General features: G+C 41.3%; 17 protein-coding genes. 9 read left to right on the top strand and 8 right to left on the bottom strand.

Going from position 1 to position 18,096, the window contains the following annotated elements:
• Positions 1–52: 52 nt before the first annotated feature.
• The 6 genes from H6G92_RS31625 to H6G92_RS31650 all read right to left on the bottom strand — a co-directional run bounded on the left by H6G92_RS31625 (position 53) and on the right by H6G92_RS31650 (position 7,259).
• Positions 53–886, bottom strand: a complete 834-nt coding sequence (locus H6G92_RS31625; RefSeq protein ID WP_190899863.1) for an O-methyltransferase — start codon at positions 884–886, stop codon at positions 53–55.
• A gap of 4 nt (positions 887–890) precedes the next feature.
• The gene (locus H6G92_RS31630; RefSeq protein WP_190899864.1) at positions 891–2,120 is read right to left on the bottom strand and encodes a sedoheptulose 7-phosphate cyclase; all 1,230 of its coding nucleotides are present in this window, start codon (positions 2,118–2,120) and stop codon (positions 891–893) included.
• Between the two features lie 1,150 nt (positions 2,121–3,270).
• Entirely contained in the window at positions 3,271–4,902 is a 1,632-nt protein-coding gene (locus tag H6G92_RS31635) for a CocE/NonD family hydrolase (RefSeq protein WP_190899865.1), read from the bottom strand.
• Positions 4,903–5,035: 133 nt separating this feature from the next.
• Entirely contained in the window at positions 5,036–5,782 is a 747-nt protein-coding gene (locus H6G92_RS31640) for a phycoerythrobilin:ferredoxin oxidoreductase (protein WP_190899866.1), read from the bottom strand.
• 61 nt (positions 5,783–5,843) lie between these two features.
• The gene (locus H6G92_RS31645) at positions 5,844–6,578 is read right to left on the bottom strand and encodes a 15,16-dihydrobiliverdin:ferredoxin oxidoreductase (protein ID WP_190899867.1); all 735 of its coding nucleotides are present in this window, start codon (positions 6,576–6,578) and stop codon (positions 5,844–5,846) included.
• A gap of 129 nt (positions 6,579–6,707) precedes the next feature.
• The gene (locus tag H6G92_RS31650) at positions 6,708–7,259 is read right to left on the bottom strand and encodes a phycobiliprotein lyase (protein ID WP_242059381.1); all 552 of its coding nucleotides are present in this window, start codon (positions 7,257–7,259) and stop codon (positions 6,708–6,710) included.
• Between the two features lie 140 nt (positions 7,260–7,399).
• Here H6G92_RS31650 and H6G92_RS31655 point away from each other — a divergent pair, with 140 nt between their 5' ends.
• Positions 7,400–8,239 carry a pentapeptide repeat-containing protein gene (locus H6G92_RS31655; RefSeq protein WP_190899870.1) on the top strand — a complete coding sequence of 280 codons (840 nt, stop codon included), beginning with the start codon at positions 7,400–7,402 and terminating at the stop codon, positions 8,237–8,239.
• A 120-nt stretch (positions 8,240–8,359) separates the two neighbouring features.
• Here the strand turns inward: H6G92_RS31655 and H6G92_RS31660 are convergent, their stop codons facing one another.
• Together H6G92_RS31660 and H6G92_RS31665 are read right to left on the bottom strand one after the other, a co-directional pair.
• Positions 8,360–8,560, bottom strand: a complete 201-nt coding sequence (locus tag H6G92_RS31660) for a hypothetical protein (protein ID WP_094330067.1) — start codon at positions 8,558–8,560, stop codon at positions 8,360–8,362.
• A 146-nt stretch (positions 8,561–8,706) separates the two neighbouring features.
• Complete coding sequence (locus H6G92_RS31665; RefSeq protein WP_190899872.1) at positions 8,707–9,369, bottom strand: HEAT repeat domain-containing protein; 663 nt, start codon at positions 9,367–9,369, stop codon at positions 8,707–8,709.
• Between the two features lie 101 nt (positions 9,370–9,470).
• Between H6G92_RS31665 and H6G92_RS31670 the strand changes: the two genes are divergently transcribed.
• The 8 genes from H6G92_RS31670 to H6G92_RS31705 all read left to right on the top strand — a co-directional run bounded on the left by H6G92_RS31670 (position 9,471) and on the right by H6G92_RS31705 (position 17,738).
• Complete coding sequence (locus H6G92_RS31670; RefSeq protein WP_242059382.1) at positions 9,471–10,091, top strand: phycobilisome protein; 621 nt, start codon at positions 9,471–9,473, stop codon at positions 10,089–10,091.
• A gap of 445 nt (positions 10,092–10,536) precedes the next feature.
• The gene (locus tag H6G92_RS31675) at positions 10,537–11,400 is read left to right on the top strand and encodes a phycobilisome linker polypeptide (RefSeq protein ID WP_190899874.1); all 864 of its coding nucleotides are present in this window, start codon (positions 10,537–10,539) and stop codon (positions 11,398–11,400) included.
• A 389-nt stretch (positions 11,401–11,789) separates the two neighbouring features.
• Positions 11,790–12,548 carry a phycobilisome rod-core linker polypeptide gene (locus tag H6G92_RS31680; protein WP_190899876.1) on the top strand — a complete coding sequence of 253 codons (759 nt, stop codon included), beginning with the start codon at positions 11,790–11,792 and terminating at the stop codon, positions 12,546–12,548.
• A 165-nt stretch (positions 12,549–12,713) separates the two neighbouring features.
• Positions 12,714–13,250, top strand: a complete 537-nt coding sequence (locus H6G92_RS31685) for a phycobiliprotein lyase (protein WP_190899878.1) — start codon at positions 12,714–12,716, stop codon at positions 13,248–13,250.
• Between the two features lie 59 nt (positions 13,251–13,309).
• Entirely contained in the window at positions 13,310–13,939 is a 630-nt protein-coding gene (locus tag H6G92_RS31690) for a chromophore lyase CpcT/CpeT (protein ID WP_190899880.1), read from the top strand.
• Positions 13,933–14,271 (top strand): CpeR family transcriptional regulator, encoded by a 339-nt coding sequence (locus H6G92_RS31695; RefSeq protein WP_190899882.1) that lies wholly within the window; start codon positions 13,933–13,935, stop codon positions 14,269–14,271. Before H6G92_RS31690 ends, H6G92_RS31695 begins: the two co-directional genes overlap by 7 nt.
• 553 nt (positions 14,272–14,824) lie before the next feature.
• A complete protein-coding gene (locus H6G92_RS31700) occupies positions 14,825–15,832 on the top strand; it encodes a phycobilisome rod-core linker polypeptide (RefSeq protein ID WP_190899884.1) in 1,008 nt (335 codons plus the stop codon).
• A gap of 268 nt (positions 15,833–16,100) precedes the next feature.
• The gene (locus H6G92_RS31705; RefSeq protein WP_190899886.1) at positions 16,101–17,738 is read left to right on the top strand and encodes a tetratricopeptide repeat protein; all 1,638 of its coding nucleotides are present in this window, start codon (positions 16,101–16,103) and stop codon (positions 17,736–17,738) included.
• Positions 17,739–18,096: the final 358 nt, after the last annotated feature.

Consider the following 18,096-nt stretch of genomic DNA (forward strand, 5'->3'; position numbering starts at 1 on the left):
GCAGGGGAGGCAGAGGGAGGAAGAATTGTCCCCTTGCCCCCTTGTCTCCTGATTACGCCACGCGTCTAATCAGGGTGACACCATCTCGTATGGGTAACAGAACTTGCTCTACACGAGGATCTGTGGCGACAACACGGTTGAACTGAGCGATCGCTTCACCATTGGCGGTACGTTGTTCGGGTGGTAGGTAAACTTGTCCCTGTAACAAAGTGTTATCCACGCAGATTAACCCGTCAGGAGCCAGCAAGCCACTATCCAAGATAGTCTGGAAGTACTCTACATACTCCTTTTTATCGGCATCGATGAAGATCAGATCAAATGATTCTTTTCTTGCAGCGAGCTTGTGGAGTGTCTCTAAAGCAGGTGCTACTTCCACAACGATTTTGTTACCGTGGGGAGACTCACTAAAGCAAGCTTGAGCAAATTGAGCTACATAAAAGTCAACTTCACAACCTATGAGTTGCCCATCGGTTGGTAGTGCCTCTGCCATTGCCAAGGCTGAATATCCTGTGAACATTCCTACTTCTAGAATGCGCTTTGCCTTGGTCATGTGAACAAACATTTTCAATGTCTGTCCTTCCAGATGTCCTGACAGCATCTCTTGTTCTAGTTGACGCACTGTTTCACCATCGCTGAAACGTTTGCTCCAGTCTTCTTTACTGGTTTTTTGTGCCAATGCTGTCAATGCACTCGATTCCGGGGTGGTGTAATCATCCAGATAGGGATCTAAACCTGCGGCTAATTGAACTCCCTGACGCAGAGAATCTAATATCTCTACGGGAATGTTGCTCTCTTCTGCTAATTTGAGGGTTTGCTGTAGCTGGGCTACTAAGATGCTGTGTGGCGTTATTGGTCTAGCTGTTTCTCGTCCTAAAACACTCGTCATGTCTTCACACTCCCAATAGCTTGGCTTCTTGACTTTCAATGTATGCGTCAACGCCTTCTCCGCCACGAGGGTATCTAGCACAAAGACGTTTATGTTCAGCTAAAGCAGCATCTAGTTCCTCACGAGTCAGATCGTTGACAAAGAAGCACTCACCAATCGGACAAGGCATGGCTGCACGTAATTTGCCATCTCGTGTCAAGCTTATAGACTGGGTTGCATCCCACAATAAATCCCCATCTAGTAGAGGATGATCGAGTGATAAACCTATACGACTCATCAAGTTTAGGATGCGATCGCGCTCCCCTGTTGGAATATAGCCCCGTTGTGCTGCAATAGTTGCAGACAAAGCCATATCTATATTGACCGCGTGACCATGATATAGCGGTACGCGAGGCGCTAATTCTAGGGTAGGACTCCAAGTGTGACCATAAGCAATGACGCGATCAAGGTCTATTTCATGCAAGTTTGGAGTCTCTAACTCCAGCATGGTTTTGATTGCCTCGTAGTTGAGTTTATGGGCAATCTCTTTCAGTTCTGGTGTCCCATTCACGTGTCCAAAGTGAGTGGAAAGAAGTTCTTCGCCATATTCGTATAGCAGTTCAAAGACTTCAGAGTTAGCAACTACAGCGATTTTCACTAACTCTGCCATCCCATTACGAACTTGAGCCGTTGGCAAAGTTTTCAAGAATGAGAAATCGAGGATCACTTTCAAAGGTGCATGATATGCTCCCAAGCGATTTTTCAACTTGCGATGATTAACTGCTACCTTAATCGCTACACCTGCATCGATTAAACCAATCAATGTGGTAGGAATGCGAATATAGTTACTCTTGCGACGGTAAGAAGCGCAAGCAAACCCAGCCACATCAGTAATTAGACCACCACCGACGACTAAGACTGGTTCCTTACGAACTAAGCCAAAGTCCGAAAAAGCGTCAACAATTTTCTCAAAGCTTGCAAGGGTTTTAGCTGGCTCTGTAATGATGATGGGAAATACTGTGAGATCAATGTCATAATGTCTAAAATATGACTTTATCTGCTTTCCATAAAGTTCATAAACATTAGCATCAATTACAGTCAGACAACGACCAAATTTCGCATAGCTTTCTGCAATTTCTCTATTTTTAATATCAAATGCACCGTTCACATATACAAGGCTAAAATCGATTTTTTCGTAACCTTGCACGTGAAATGCAGCTTCCGTAGCTTCAAAGGATGCTTGAACTTTATTCATGTCTGTTGACCTTTATTTATTGCAACTAAAAAATTGGCAGATTATCGGTGATGATTCCGATTTACCCTAATGCACTTCAGCAACAAATTATGCTCTTTATCGTTTTAGATTAAAGTCATGACAAAATTAGCTTTCAATAAAAAGCTAACACTTATTGCTGACTGGCAATGTTTTTAAACAACACCATTCATTTGAGTAAATTCTATAGGTGGGTTAACCTTTAATTCGGCTGAACCTCAAACTATTCAACTAGTCTCACGGGCAATATATTGGTATATTACTTGCCTATATCTTCCGAGATTGTTGACTTTAAATTTGGGAAATTCATCTTAATTAAGATTTATTCCACTATGTTTAACTCTAATGGCTTTCCAACTGTACGGTTCCGCAAAACTTCTACCCTAGAAAACTGCTCGTATCGTTGATCTCCAAGCTTCAATTTGAGATTAGAACCCTGATTAACCGTTAGTTTGCTGTTCCTTTGCATTAGTATCAAACCTTATATCACTAAACTCGCTACATTCTATTTGCTTCAAAATGAAAGTAAAATCCCTCTTTCATTCAGTCAAGTCAATGCCCAGTATTCAACATACCTACCTCAGTAATTCTTGAAAACTCAGAGAATTTAGATATATCTGAGTTACTAGTAACAAAAATTTAGATTTTATTAAGGAATGGTTGGGTGTTAAAAAATTTCTAAGTTTGCTTGAACTGGCTTTAAAGTTCTAAATTAAGTTATTTTAGCTTAAACTAGCAAATAATTCTCTGGTTAGTAACTTAAAAGCACAACACAAATCATAACATTAGAACTATACAAATCATAACATAAGTAAATTAATTTAAGTCAATCCACCATGCGAAGTGTACTGAGTAAGCAGGTATTTTTAATAAAATATGTCTAAAGATAGATATATATAGCAGTTATATTTAAGGGACTTACCAGTAATAAAATGCCCCGTTGTCGATGAAAACCCTCTCTTGCGAAAGCGTCAAAGTATAACAAAGTAAGATTCTTTCTGCTCAAAGAGACGGTTTCTGGCTACCGCTTGCCGTTTTTTCATTGGTGTCGGGGTTTGATCTTTTGGTAGCTTCTGTTTTAGCTCTCGATTCCAAAGCTTTTACCACAACAAACTTACCGAATTGATCTTTTTTAGGTTCTATAGCTGGAAAGATCAGGTAATACAACCTGAGAATTACCCTCACCTCCACAATTAACAGTTAAAGTAATAATTTCGGCATCTCGTAAATTGTCGCTAGTTATGACTGCGCCGTTTCCCGAATTCATCGCATAGGCTGGAAAGCACGCTGCACTTAAACTTAGACGCAAGGCGTTACCTTTAGCAATTCGCGCACAAGTCGGTTGCAGTTGAATTTTTGTGGAGACATTACTTGCACCATCTCTACAATGTACATAACCTTGGGTCAAATTATACACGCGCCCATCAGGATAGACTTCTGATAGCACCGCACACAAATCATAACTAGGTTGGTCGGCTGTACATGAGATTTTTGCCATCACATCTCCTGCCAAATGTAAATTTTCTAGTAAGGGTTCACTAGTGTAAATTAAGACATCTGAACGGCAATCAATATGCGATCGCTCAAATACACCCGCAGGAATTGCTGCATGACCACCCACAGCCGGAACTGGCCGCCAAGGATCATGAACTAATACATCTGAGGACATGGGGCATGGGGCATTGGAAAGGGTTCCAGAGTCTTCACGGATGCTGGCAAGTCCAGTTGTTGACAAAAAATAGAATTTATGAGTTGGTGTAGGTAAATTGGGGAAAGTGCGCCAGATATTACTTCCCATCTCAAATAGGCAAACAGGCGATTCCTGAAGTAATCCTGTCTCTACACCTTTGAGAAACTGATCAAACCAGCGGACTTGCATCTGATCTACCGGACTCGCCGCTTTGATACCAAAGTCAATTTCACCAACTTTGCGACCCCAAGGCAAATGTGCCCAAGGCCCGACTAACAAATGTTGGGGTTTAGTGTTACGGGTTGCCATATCCTTATATAAGTGCAAAGTGCCGCGCAGGTAGGTGTCAAACCATCCTCCGATGTGGAACATGGGCAAATCAACAGCTTGCAAGTGCTGTTTAGGTGAAAGTTTTTCCCAGTATGCATCTGCTTGGGAATGTGTCAGCCACTCATGATAAAAAGAATCAGGGGCAAGTTGCTGGAGAGTTTCTGGATTAGTCAAAGGCAGATTCCGAGAAGCAGCAAATAAGGCTTGATAGGCTGTTTTATCCCCTCGTAAACGGGCGCTTTCTGTAGCTAATTGAATTGCCCAAGCGAGATTAGTTTGTAAACAGAATGCATCTCCTTCATAAGCCCAATCTGTGTACAAATCATAGCCAATCATCGCAGGGCAAATTGCTGTCAGGGCACTGGGCTGATTAACTGCGGCATATAGCTGAGTCATTCCTTGATAAGAAAAACCATACATGCCAACTTTGCCGTTGCTAGAAGGTAGACTTGCTGCCCAATTTACAGCATCTTCGCCATCTGTAATTTCGTGAGTAAATAGCTGGAATTCGCCTTCAGAAGTGCCACGTCCTCGGACATCTTGAATTACTATGATGTAGCCGTGGGAAGCATACCAAGTAGGATGGGCATAGACAACAGTAGATGCGATCGCTCGTCCGTAGGGTTGTCGCATCAATAATACAGGAAACTCACCATCAGCATCGGGGCGATAGATGTCTGCATCCAAGCGGACTCCATCGCGTGTTTGCATGGAGGCGGTTTGTTTAGGAAGGACTTTGAGCATAGAACAAGATCGGGGGAATTTCAAAAACAGGTAAACTATGTAGCGATCGCTGTTGCTTGGACACTATTCGGATAAGCGTTTTTTCCTCCCCTGCTCCCCTCACCAGATCAATTTTTTAACCAAGCAGTATTGTTTAGTTGATAGCTGCTAATTTTCTCTCTAGGTCAAATAAAAAGCCGTGGATATATTCCTCAGTCCATTCGGCACCATAGAAGCGTTTGAACATACCTCGTGCGGGGTCTTTTTCAGCCCGATATCGTAGGTATCGCAGTTGGGCTTGCTCAATGGCTGCTAAATTTTGGGAATCTGTTACAGCTTCTGCCTGCTCGACTAAATCCAGATAAGCTTTCAAATAGTCTTTAAAAGCGGCAAACACCTGAGTTTCTACTACAGCCGTTTCTTGGGGACGAGTCCACAGAAAAGCCGGAGAGAAAAAGGGTTGTGCTTCTTCTGGAAAATCTCCTCCCCAAGATAGATGCTGTTGATGACTGTGGAAAATGGGCAGAATTGGTTCGGTATATTTTGCCTGATATGCTGGATCATCCCGAAATAAAGGCTGCATATCCAAAGCAATTAGATGTCCTCCTGGCAATGTCACCAAATCTGCCCCAAAAAACGGTAAATCGTAGTTGAGGCGGGGGAAAATCACAAAATTCAGCACTTGCAGCGAATTGCCACCCTGTACGTGAGCTGCACGAATTTGCCGCAATTTTGCGGTTTGAAAAGCATAACTGGTGGTGACAACCTCTTCCTGATTTTTGCCTTTGCCCACAACAGCGCTTTTAGACTCAAACCCAGTGGGGATAGGATAGGGTTCTAAATCCAAGCGCGATCGCATGTAGGCGATCGCATAATCGAGAAACGGTTGATAGAGTGTCACGTCGCTTCGCTCCGAATTAAAAATTAAAAATTAAAAATTAAAAAACTTCTGCCTCCTGCCTTCATCTTTTGCTGGCACCGACTGCTAGGGGAACAGCATCTTCAAATAAGAATTCATGGAGAAAGCGCTCTGCCCATTCATGACCAAAGTAACTGCTAAACAAACCAGATGCTGGATCGCGGTCTGCACTATATTGGTCATAGTCTTTTTGGGCTTTGACAATCCGTTGGATATCTTCAGGATCTTGGAGCGGTTTTGCATCTGCTAACATTTGCCAATACAAGTTTAAATAATCCTGAAACGCTTCAAAGACTCGCGTTGCTACTGTTTCAGGGTCGGTTTTGGCAAACAATAAATACTTAGAAAAATACTGATTGGCATCGTAAAACTTCATTTCTAAGTTTTGCGCCAAATCAGGGTATTTATCATGAAGAGATTTCAACGGAACTATATATTTTTTTTGATATTCTTCATCCTGAAATAAAGGCTGAAAGTCAAGCACAATCAGATTTTTGACTTTACCAAAGGATAAAAAATCAATCCCTAACAGAGGTAGATCGTAGCCATGACTAGGATAAACCACGCTGTTAAAAATTTGGGCACTCTCCCCGGCATCAATGTAGGTATAACGGATTTTCCGCAACTCTTGACATTGGTAACACCAACTGCGAATAGTTGCTGGGTTTCTGCCGCGATCGCTAACTTTGAATTCCAAACCAGGGGGAATGACCCTACTTTGTAAATCAAACCGCTGAAATAGCTCTTTTTCTAAAAATTCCAGGAAAGGCTTATACATGGAGCATGATTTGTTAACCCTTGCATGAAAATAAGTGATGACAATCATGCACGTCTCATTTATGAGAAACAAAGCAACATTCCTTAATAGGCATGAGAAAACTATTCTCCATTCTCTGTTCCCTGTTTCCTACCTAGCATGATTCCGACTGATCATTTGCTCCAGTAGTTCTTGGGAAACACAACGACGCTCAGAACAATAAGTCATCAAGTTGACTCCGTTCATCATTCGTACCGTACTCACCCTGACACGAAAATCATCCGTAACAAACCAACAACGTTCCTGACCTTGATTATTGTCATAGTCAGTATCAATGGTCAGCACTCCATCATCCGCAAACTGATATCGGCTCACAACCGGAATGCTCTCAACATAGCCTTGGTTGCGGATCAGTTTTCCAGAACGCCCTGTCTCATTGGGAACATCAACCAAAATGGCGGCATTATCGGTATTAGGTAACCTGGTATCTAGGTTAGCCTGCCATGCAAAACTAGCACCGCCTGTTGCTTTAATAGGGTCTATCCCTTGCGCTGTACAGACTTCTTGGACTTTAGGATCATCCTTTCCCATGACTTTAATGATCAAATTCGACTCCCCCGACTCATCTGCCGCCGAGTCAAAATGATGAACGGAGCGTTCCGTAAACCATGTTCCCTCACTTTTACGGAAGAAGTCGATCATTGTCAAGGGCGGTATTAGATACATCTGTTTTGAAACCTCGTTTTATCAAAATTTGGCGTTATTGAATACTGAGTGATGAGATGAAGTCCCGATTTAGCTAAAGTGTAGATTAACTCCAAAAGTTATATTTTAATCAGCTGATGACAAATACAGAAATTCAACTTATTAATAGCGAACGTCCCAACCCAACTCCAGAAATTTTAACAGCCCTCAAAGCAGGAATCCCTGTGGATTGGGCCGATTTGTACCAATTCAATCTGAGAGAAGTCGATTTAAAACAAGCTAACTTGAGTAAAGCCAAGCTACTAGGAGCCGACCTCAGTGAGGTAGTCTTGATTAATGCCGATTTAAGTGGAGCAGATTTGCGAGGCGCTAATCTGCAAGGAGCCGATTTGAGTGGGGCTAATTTTCAGGGAGCCTATTTAAACCGTGCTAACCTCCAACAAGCAAATCTCAGTGGTGCAAATTTGGAGGGAGCTAAACTCCAAGTAGCGCGTTATGATGCACATACAAAATGGCCCCAAGAATATAACTACAAAGCTTCGGGAGCGGTGGGGCCGGGTGCTAATCTCAATGGTGCTTTTCTCAATACAGCTTCTTTACGAAATGCAGATTTACAAGGTGCTAATCTGCGTGGAGCCTACTTGAGTGGTGCTGACTTGACAGGAGCCAATTTGCAAGGTGCGGCTTTGAGCGGCGCTGACTTGACGAAAGCTTATTTGACAGGGGCTTGCTTGCGGAATGCGCGATTGACTGGAGCCGATTTGCGGAATACAGACCTGCGAGCAACTGACCTCAGGGACGCAGAGATGGAGCATCTTCAAAGTATTGCTGGGGCAGATTTTACTCTTGCTCAAGGACTCACAGAAGCAACTAAAGCTATGCTTTCCAGCCGTCCATATTCAGAACTCGACGTTTGGAATGCCTACACCCGCACAACAACTCGTGAAAGTTTGAGTTCTTTACCGTGCCAATTTTAGATTTTAGATGCAGGCCGCACTTCTTGTCGGCGAAAGAAATCCAAAATTCAAGTTGGGCTGGAAGCGCACCAAAGGTGACCCAAAATCCAAAATTGTTTGATCTGATTTTCTGTAGGGAGTTTACAACGGCTGCCAGTTCTTTTTCAGGAGCGCTAAAAATGTAGCGTATCCTTCGGAAAAACCGGGCGGATCAGGTAGAACATATTGTGGAAATTCTTTATACGATCGCCAGGGTTCCGAAGCATTATGCCGCAAATGTAAAGCACATTCTGAGGAACCTGGTAATCGCCAAGTCATTTGGCCAGTTGGTATATCAGTCACAAATGTCTCCTAATCTCGAAAAAGTTGATCTTTTCTTCCAGATTTTGGCAGATTAGCCGGATATTTTGCTCAAATTTAAGGTAAAATGATATATTGGCTATTGTGAAAAGAAGTTTTATTACAATATTCCAAATAAACCCATACCGCTATTGTGGCAACAAGTCTTCTAAAGCAGCTCCAATAACTCGGTGATCCTCATCTTGTCTGAGTTGGTTCAGCGCTGCTTTGGCTTCCGGCTCATTAAATCGTTTGAGGGCATAGCTAACTCGCACGCGCATCCGCCAAGATTTATCATTCACTAACGTTAGTATTTGGGATAATGCCGCCGCATGTTGGGCAGAATCAGCTAGTAAGCCGAGTGCATCAACAGAAGATTCCTGAACTGTGAAATCTTCATCTTTTAAACCCTGAACGCAGATGTCAAATAGTTCTTCAGGACAATCCATTTCAGCGATCGCAGCCAAAATGCTCCGCTTAACTAGCCAGTGGTCATCCTGATAAAATGCCACAACTAGGTGAGAAACCGCGACTCTGCCAAATAACGATAAAGAATTTGCCGCCTCAGCTCGCACATTTGGGGTATCGTCGAATTTCATAATTTGCATCAAAGCAGCAAAAGATTCCGCTGATTGTTGGTTACCCAAACCCCTGGCTACAAATGAACGCACCAAAAATTCTGAGTCATGAAGTTTACTTGTTAGCAGAGGAACTGCAACTTCTGATTCATAATTATTGAGAGCTGCGATCGCCTTTAGCCGATAGTGAAAATCTGGGTTCTTCAGTTCAGCTTGGATTTTATGGATTTCCATAGGTGCATTTGGTAGAGCTATTCTTTACTTTATTTTACAGATGTCAAAAAATAGCGATCGCATTCTAAGAAGATTGAATCAAGGGCATTAGGCATTGCATTATGTCATTCCCCTCACTTCCTACTTCCCGCTACCCACCAATGACTCAATTAAGCGAAACTGTCAAAGAATTAATTACTAAAGCTAGAATTGTCAGCTTTGCTGAGTGGGAACAATCCCATTCAAAAGCAGGAATCGCCATATTCCAAACTGCGGATGATGCTCGCTGCTATTTGAGCGACGAAGATTTATTGCAGATTAAAACCTTGTCACCCAATAATTCAGCCTTGATTCCTGTTGCTCAGTTGTTACGCGATCGCGCCGCCGAAATTGTGGATGAAGCTAGAGAGCAGGTTTTAGCAATCTATCCTGAAATTACCCAACCTGGAGGTGGACTTTATCCACCTGAACGCGCCCAAGCTTGCTGGCGAGATTTTTGGCATTTTCTCCGTTGTATTACCTATGGCATAGCAGGTGGGCACGCTGAGTATACCAATCCCACAGGACTGCACTATATGAATTTGCTCTATCAAGAATTACAAGTTCCAATAGAAGCAATGGTCTTAGGCTTAAAAAGCATCAAGGCTGCTAGTTTGAAACTCTGCCAAGCCAATCAGCAGGAAACTCTTGCTCCCTATTTTGACCACTTAATTATCCGACTAGCTACTTTCCAAATTCAGTAAGTAAGTGGGCGTGAATAATCAAATTTGCTCGTAGTAAGCGCTATAACCGTTTACTACGAGTCAATTCAATTAATTTTACATTGCGTAACATAGTTTGATTTATTCTTGCCCACTTACCAAGATAAACTTCCGTAACTCGGCACTATTAATACTCTTGGTCAAGGTAAAACACAATATCATCACCTGTATTCCAATCGCAAATCAGATACTAAAAAAAAGCTGAAATTTCTCTAAACTATTATTTAACTTAACAAATTTTAATACATATGGCTTCGGCATCGTATCAGAATGTGTAAAGGCAAACGATGTAAAAACTTAAATCATCAAGACTAATAAGGATTAAAAGTCGCAATGGCCTCTCCTTTGTCACAAAGATGTAAAGTTTTTTAACATCTGCTGAATATTCTTCTCATAAAATTTAGTTGTTAACTGGGAGATAGTTTGAATGGCTTTTGGACCAGCATCACGATTAGGGGTTGCTCTGTTTGAAGATACCGATCCCATTGATCTGTGGCCAAGTCGCTCTAATGAGGAAGTTGAAACCGTAATTAGATCCGTCTACAAGCAAGTTCTAGGCAATGCTTATGTAATGGAGAGCGAACGCCTTACCGTTCCTGAATCCCAACTCAAAGGGCGTGAAATTAGCGTCCGCGAGTTTGTGCGTCAAGTCGGAAAGTCGGAACTTTACCGATCGCGGTTTTTTGATAGTGTCCCTCGCTATCGGGCGATTGAATTAAATTTCAGACATTTTCTTGGTCGTGCCCCATTGGATCTAGAAGAAACGCGTACACACAGCACTATTCTGGATACAAAAGGTTTTGAAGCTGAGATTGATTCATATCTAGATAGCGACGAATACCAAGAGACCTTTGGCGAAAACATTGTGCCTTATATTCGCGGCTACAAAACCGAAGCTATCCAGGGTTTGGTTCAGTTTACCCACTTATTCCAATTGGTACGTGGTTCTTCTAGCAGCAGCCTGAAAGGTGACTTAGCTGGTAAACAGCCAAAATTGAATAGTCTGGTAATTCAAAGTACGCCCAGCGTTGTGATTTCACCAGCCAGCAAGGGTGCTGCATTCCGTAACCCAACATCTACTCCTCGCACTCGTCAAGGCGTGGGATCTGGTGAGGGCGGTAAAACCTACCGGGTTGAAGTCACTGGCTACAAAGCAAATGTGGTAAATAACATTTCTAAGTTTCGCCGCAGTAACCAGGTCTATTTCGTGCCATACGATCAGCTTTCACAAGAGTATCAACGGATTCACAAGCAAGGCGGTGTGATTGCTAGTATTACTCCTGTCAACTAGACAATTTATCTACAAACTGAGCTTGCGAAAAAGATAAATCAGAAGCTGAGAATAAAGTTATTGCAGACTAGCTCTACTGAAAAAAATAGAAAATTGGGATTAGAGATTAGAGATTGGGGAAGAATTTCTGCCGTCCTTGGTCTCTAATCACTAATCCTTAGTGTTCATCATTCAGAAAAAGTTAGCCAAAGCGATCGCTGATCTGAAGTTTGATCGATTCTGCTGTCAGTTGTCATATACGAAGATATCTAACCCACTTTAAAAAACTAAAGTTTTACAAATGCTAGTCAGTAGCAAAAATAACTGACAACTGATGCGAAATTGTACCTCCATAAGCGGTAGGATGCTCAAAAAATTCATTTAATTCACGTTTTTCAGGAGATACTTCAATGTCACTTTGGGCTATTGATTCACCTAAAGTTGAGCTGCGTCCCAACACCAGCGAAAGTGAATTACAAAAACTGATTCGGGCGGTTTACAAACAGGTTTTGGGCAATGCTCACTTGTTGGAAAGTGAGCGACTAGCTACTGCTGAATCGCAATTGCGCGATCGCAAAATCAGCATCCGTGAATTCGTCAACATCATTGCGAAATCCGAACTCTACCAATCCCTGTTTTTCAACTCTTCATCTCAGTATCGGTTTATTGAACTGAACTTCAAACACCTGCTAGGTCGTCCTCCTGCCGATCAGGCAGAAATTTCCGAACACGTCCGCATCTACAACGAACAAGGCTATGATGCTGAGATCGAATCCTATATCGATAGCGACGAATATCAGCAGAATTTTGGCGAGAATATTGTTCCTTATCCTCGCACTACTAGCTCCCAAATAGGAATTAAGAATGTTAGTTTTAACCGCACCTTTACTTTGCTCAGAGGTGTAGCTAGCAGCGATAGCGATCGCAAAGCCAAGCTGATCCGCGATATAGGTTCAAACTTACCCACATCCATCAAGCCTCCCGCCGCTGGTTCTAGTGTAAGCAGCACCAGCAAACGCTTCTTGATTAAGGCGGTTAAAGGTTCAGCTAATCTGCGTACTCGTCTGGGCAACCTCGAATATGTAGTTAATTACAACCAACTGTCTGGGCAAGTGCAAAACATTCATAGAACGGGCGGCAAAATCATCAGTATCACTGAAGTTGCTTAGATTTGTCTAAGTAAGGGGCTGGAGACTGGGGAGAGAATCATAACTCAGCACTCAGCACTCCTAAATGCAGTTGTGGTCAAGGAGGCTAGCATATAGACTGGGAGAATAACTTAAAATCCAAGATATATTTTCGATTTTAAGCTACTTTTTAAAATCACTTTTCTAATGGAAATTACTGAATTCTTTGAACTTTCAATTGGACGATGGCGATCGCAGCGTAGCGGTCATCATTTAGCATTCGCCCACTTTGAACAAGTGTTGTCTGACATTAACATTGAGTCTTTATCCACCGATGATCCGGCGGTACTAGCAATCTGTCAATTGTATAACACTTACCCCAGTAGTATCACCCACCCCTTTCGGATGACTTGGGAAGGTGAGTCAGACTGGGACGATAAACCAATCTCTGGCAGTACCGTGCTGGTGCCAATTCCCAATGTCGAAAATCCTTCTAGCGGCAAACTCTTGCGGGACAAGGGATACGCCGAAACAATCCCAGCAGTCGCTAAATATCATCTAAGTGACGATGGGATTTTTACCCTGCTGACAGAGTATGAACTCGCTGCTGCTGAGGAACGCATTTGGTTTGCCACCCGAAATCTGCGATTTCGGGTAGCGACAATTAAAACCAGTGATGGTAAAGGCGTGACAACAGCTTCCTTTTCTTCAGAAATTCGTTCTTTGTCAAGTTCAACCAGTTAGCAAATATCAGGTTAAAACATAAAAGGAATCATCTAGTTTTGTCACTCCTGAGGTTGAATATGACGATAGCGCCCAGTGAATCTAGCACCAACGCTAGCGATTTGCTCACCTTAGCCTGTTGGATGGCAGGAGATTTTAGCAACTACAAACAATCTTTTGCCAATCCCCAACTTTACGCTCACATTCACATTTTTTTTCGTCCTTTACCAATTGAATTTTTTTCTGCCATCGGTTTTTATTCTGAACAAGCATATGACCACGATTTATGGACACCCTATCGCCAAGGAGTACATAGACTAGTCGATTTGGGCGATCGCATTTATATCGAAAATTACAGCTTGAAAGACCCTATGCTTTATGCAGGTGCTGCTCGTGAATTAGATATCCTCAAAACCATCACCCCAGAGATCATCGAACGGCGTTATCACTGTTCGATGGTTTTCCAACGAGAAGGTGAAATGTTTCGAGGAAGTGTAGAGCCAGGCAATCAATGTTTGATTAAGCGCAATGGATGCCAGACATATCTTGTCAGCGAAGTAGAAGTAACCGAGCATACTTGGATAAGTCTAGATAAAGGTATGGATATTGAAACCCACGATCAAATATGGGGGTCAACTGCTGGCCCTTTACGGTTTGAAAAACGGGCAAGTTTCGCTGATGAATTACTTGCAGTGAACGCATTATGTTGATTCAGCTTGAGTCTATTAAATCTAAAATGTTACCTCCACAGGCTGAAAGAAAGATGCGCTGCTGGATTCGCAGTCGCCACTTGATTTGTTCGGGTAACTTTTTTATATTCGAGACATTAGAATATACGACCATTGAAAGATTCTCTCAATGTGTCGCTTCTTTAGGAGGAACAGTAATATCCGTTGACCCCATTCATAAAATCTGGATGGGCGATCATCGTCAAGTAATTTTATATCAGGCAAAAGCCAGTTTACATACGCCTCATCATACTTTGAAGCAATACTGGATAAAATACGGTGGTTTCTACACTAGATTTGATGAGCGTCCTTGAGAGCCGCTATTCTGGGGAAATCCTTCCGACAATTGTCTACATTCCAATTCAAAGTTAAGTTTTGAATTTTAAATACTCCCTAAAGGGGTTGACGGCTAATTGTTAATGTTTAATTGCTAATTATTTACAATGATTAGCTGTTACTGATTAACAGTTAGCCGTCTCAGTTTGTTAGAAAATGTAACTAAAAGACTCCCCAAAACTTGATAAATTAATCATGACTGTAAAGGGAATTAGTAAAGCTTAGTCGTTAGTGGTTATTGGTAAAACTAAGCACTAATAACTAATAACTAACAACCATTTAGTATTGTTGGGCAGAAGTAACCAGCCAGATGAGAACAGGTTGAAAGCTATAGGCAAAAAGGTTTTTAGACTTTTGGCTTTTGAGAACCAGTTGTTACTCTACGAATTCTCCAAAGGAGTACAAGTCTCTTAACCCAACGCACTAGCTCTTTTTGACTTCTGCGATCGCGCAGCGTCTCGTAAGAGAAGCGGTACTAGCTCCCATTACCTTTAAAAATAGCCATTAGTCACTTTTACCGACATTAACCCTATGCAGACTTTCATAGACAACGGAACCAGACAAAGCCAATATCAAGCATTTCCCCAAACGGAACCCATAGAACTGTGGGCTAATGCTTCAATTGATGACATTGAAATTGTAATTCGGGCAGTTTATCGGCAAGTGTTGGGTAATGCCTACATTATGGAAAGTGAGCGGCTGATCGTTCCAGAATCCCAACTCAAGCAAGGGATAATCGATGTTCGTGAGTTTGTGCGTCAGATTGCCAAATCAGAGTTGTATCGCTCCAGATTTTTTGATAACGTTTACCGCTACCGGGCTATTGAACTAAACTTTAAGCACCTGCTAGGCCGCGCTCCCGATGACTACTCTGAGACGATACATCACAGCAATATTTTAGATGAGAAGGGTTTTGAGGCGGATATTGATTCTTATCTTGATAGTGACGAGTATCTAGATGCCTTTGGGGATAACATCGTGCCATATTATCGGGGTTATAAAACTCAAACAGGTAAAAAGATATTGGAATTTAGCAATATGCTGCAATTGCTGCGGAGCAATTCTAGCAGCGATAAGAACCTAGTAACGAATAATAAACCTCAACTGGTGCGATCGCTAATTACCAACACTCCTTATGGCCAATTGAAACCCACGGATGTTAGTGCAATATTTGCTGAAATATTCAAACCCAAGCCAGAAACTGCTGCTCCATTTAATACATTTTTTGCAGCTCCTACAGCAGCCGAACAAGACTTGCAGCAAAAGGTTCAAGAGCAAGATAGCCAGATTGCAACTTTGCAACAACAATTAGCAGACTTAAGACCCTTTGCCAGCATCGGTGCAACAAAATTTAGTAGTAGTTGGCAGACTTCCAGTTACGTAAGCAGCACAGACGAATATACATCTTTGCAACAGCAAGCTGACGCGCAGGCAAAACAGATTGCAGGTTTGCAAGAGCAAGTTGCTGATGCCCGTCGGTCTGCCACAATTGGGGAAGCGCGATTGAATAAGTGGCGCAGTCGCGTTTTTAATGGCTAATTTCTCTACTGTTTAGCTTCGTAGGATGCGTTATGCCCAAGGCTAACGCACCGTTTCACTTAACTGTTAGTAGACCGAAAAGTTTTGCGATGTCTACGACAGAATGTTATATCTTAATCTACTCTTACTGCAATTAACTTAATTTAAATTAATATATAATACATAATATTGAGCAATTTTTGGGAATATCACCCAAGCTAATTAAAAGGTTTACGCCGAATGGATATTTTAATAGAATAATCTCATCAAAAGATTCGCAGAAACATAAATGGACTGGATTACCCTACTGCGATCACTACAGTCTGATTTTATTAAAAGGTTAACATCTGGTTCTCTGCTTCATTGTGAAACAGAAGGTCAACATAGTGAATTAACTATAATCTCTGGAGAGAGATTAAAGGCACTACGGGAATTTTGCTGGTTGATGGCTGAAAAATATAAACGTGTTTCGCCAGTCCGTGACGTTTTTATTAGCTATCTAAAAGGGAAGTTGGGTGAGGAAGTAGTCAAAGAACGTTTAGCTGATTTTATTACCGAAGTCGATTATGAAAAGCGATTCGGTGGCGATGGCAATATAGATTTTACCTTGACTTATTACCCATCTATTGGTATTGAGGTTAAATCTCGTCACGGTAGTATTGATAGAGTTAGATGGTCAATTAGTTCTGAAGAGGTTGAAAAAAATGCAGTTGTAGTTTGCATTTTGATTCAAGAAGATGTGAGTGAAGCACAATCTGAGTATCACCTTTTCTTAGCTGGCTTTCTGCCAACCCGGATGATTAAGCTGAAAACCGGTAAAATTTCATTTGGTATAGAACAATTACTGTATGGTGGCGGTTTATGGTGCTATTTAGAACAGTTACAATCTTCTATAAATAATTCTTCTAGGCAAAAACCATCAATTTACAAATATCTTCCCAAGCAGGAAATTCAATCTAAGCCAACTAATAATCAGTTGAGCAAATCTTATTTTAAACATGAAGTAGACAACTATTTGCAATATCGTAATGAAGACTTAAATATACTTTATGTAAGATTGGGCGATGAATGTTTTGAGAAAGGAGAATACACGAATGCAATCACCAACTATAATCAAGCCTTACAAGTAAAAAATAGCGATATTGATTTATATTATAAACGAGGTTTGGCTCACTATCAAATAGGAGATTATGAAGCTGCGATTGCAGATTATTCTCAGGCCATCCAAATGAATATTAATGATGCTAAATCTTATAATAAACGAGGTTTAGCTCTATATCAAATGGGGCGACTAGAAGAAGCGATTAATGATTATACGCAAGCTATTAGAATTAATCCTCATGTTGCTGTAGCCTATAAAAACCGGGCTGAAGCTCGTTCTCATGTTGGAGATAATCAAGGAGCGATTGAAGATTATACCCAGGCTATTAAAATTAACCCTGATTATGCTGATGCTTATAAAAACCGTGGGATTGCTCGTTATTTATTAGGATATCAACCGGGATTTCCCCAAGCAATTAAGATTAATCCTCAAGATGCTATCGCTTATAAAAAACGGGGCAATGCTCGTTCTGACTTAGGAGATTTGGAAGGAGCAATTGAAGATTACACTCAGGCAATACAGATTAATTCAAATTATGCAGATGCTTATTACAACCGTGGTAATGCTCGTTCTGACTTAGAAGATTTGGAGGGAGCAATTGAAGATTATACTCAGGCAATACAGATTAATTCAAATTATGCAGATGCTTATTATAATCGTGGTAATATCCGTTTAGAAACAGCAGATAAGCATGGAGCAATTCAAGATTTTCAAAAAGCAGCAGATATCTATCGTAAAGAAGGTAAGCTAGAAGCACTTAAAGATACACGAGAAAGAATATTAGATTTAGAAATAGAAGAATCATTAGATATTTTAAACTTCTAAAAAATAGATAGATTAATTCGGATAAATAGTCCATTTAGACTCAATACAGTTCAGATAAGACCAAAAAACTTGTAGAGACGGCGATTTATCGCGTCTCAAAAACCCAAAATTTTTGCCAGTAGCCCTTAACTGAACCGTATTGCATTTAGACTAAAAAGTCAGTCAAAACAGAAAGCTTGCACCATTTCTAACAACCGCCTAATGAATTACTAAACTAATAGCGAAAGTCTTATACCAATTTTATATGAAGGTGCATATAATAGAGAAAACAAACTCGATAAATTAAAATAACCATGAGCCGCCCTTTTAAGATTGAAATCGCAGAGAGCGAAGAAGAACTTAAAAAACGTCTACAAAC

It is taken from the genome of Nostoc foliaceum FACHB-393 (assembly GCF_014698505.1).
Classification (GTDB): Bacteria; Cyanobacteriota; Cyanobacteriia; order Cyanobacteriales; family Nostocaceae; genus Nostoc; species Nostoc foliaceum_A.